We start from the raw sequence: 1,196 nt of genomic DNA, 5'->3' as shown, positions 1-1,196 counted from the left end.
AAGGGCAATCAGGCATTTATCGCTATGACTTAACCGATTTGGGGCGTGAATATTGGTTTCAATCTATTGATAATAGAGGGAATAGTGGAAGGAAACCTTTTTACAATAGTTCATTTTGCTATGGCCCTAAAAAAATAGTAAAAGTAAAAGATATAACAGAAAAAACGTATGAAAGTGGGTTATATCGAAAAAATCAGACAAATGTGGATGTAAAAATTGATTATCAGGTATTAGATACGCCTGATTGGGCATTAAATAATCAAGATAAGCTTAATGCCTTATATACAGTAAAAGTAAAATTGCCAGGAAAAAATTATCCAGAAACTGTTACTTTTATAAAAGGAGATGACGGTGAGTTATATCATGAAGCTTTAGCCTATTTACTAATTAAACCTTAGAAGCACACAATGAAAAAATTAACTAAATTCACCTTACTGACATTAATCACCTGTTCATTATTGGGTTGTTATAATAAAGAAAAGTTAAAAGAGAATATACAGAAAGAATATGACAGAGTACGATCACTAAATAAATCTAAAGGCGACTTTTGTTATTTTCTTGGTTCAGTAAAACTACCGTATACTGATGAACCGGTATTAGAAAGTGACAGTCAATGGACGGTTTGGAATAAAGAAGACCTGACACGAACCTTACCACTGTTTGCAGAATTAGGCTTATTAAGCCAAACGCCGGTAGAAGGGCAATCAGGTATTTATCGCTATGACTTAACTGATTTGGGGCGTGAATACTGGCATCAATCTATTGATAATAGAGGGAATAGCGGGAGAAAACCTTTTTACAATAGTTCATTTTGCTATGGCCCTAAAAAAATAGTAAAAGTAACGGATATAACTGAAAAAACATATGAAAAAGGTCGTTTTACAGGGAGAAAAGAAACACAAGTTAATGTAAAAATTGATTATCAGGTATTGGATACCCCTGATTGGGCATTAAATGGGCAAGATAAGATTAATGAGTTATATGGTAGAAATTCCGTACTTCTACCCAATAGAACATACCCTGATACCATAATCTTTATAAAAGGCGATGACGGTGAATTATATCATCACAAATCCTTGGGTTATTTATTGATGAAACCTTAGAATCACGCAATGAAAATATTAACTAAATTCACCTTTTAACCAGTATTAGAAAATGTAATTCAATGGACTATTTGTTTTGGTTATCGGGATATC

General features: G+C 32.7%; 2 protein-coding genes. Both read left to right on the top strand.

Features of this window, described 5'->3' with window-relative positions; translation table 11 throughout:
• On the top strand, positions 1-398 hold a 398-nt coding region (locus J3U14_RS11645), incomplete at its 5' end, for a hypothetical protein (RefSeq protein WP_267369699.1).
• Between the two features lie 9 nt (positions 399-407).
• The gene (locus J3U14_RS11640) at positions 408-1,103 is read left to right on the top strand and encodes a hypothetical protein (RefSeq protein ID WP_267369697.1); all 696 of its coding nucleotides are present in this window, start codon (positions 408-410) and stop codon (positions 1,101-1,103) included.
• Positions 1,104-1,196: the final 93 nt, after the last annotated feature.

This window comes from Gilliamella sp. B3801, assembly GCF_026536645.1.
GTDB lineage: Bacteria > Pseudomonadota > Gammaproteobacteria > Enterobacterales > Orbaceae > Gilliamella > Gilliamella apicola_I.
Note: the sequence above shows the minus strand (reverse complement) of the source record. Positions and strands in the feature narration are given on the sequence as shown.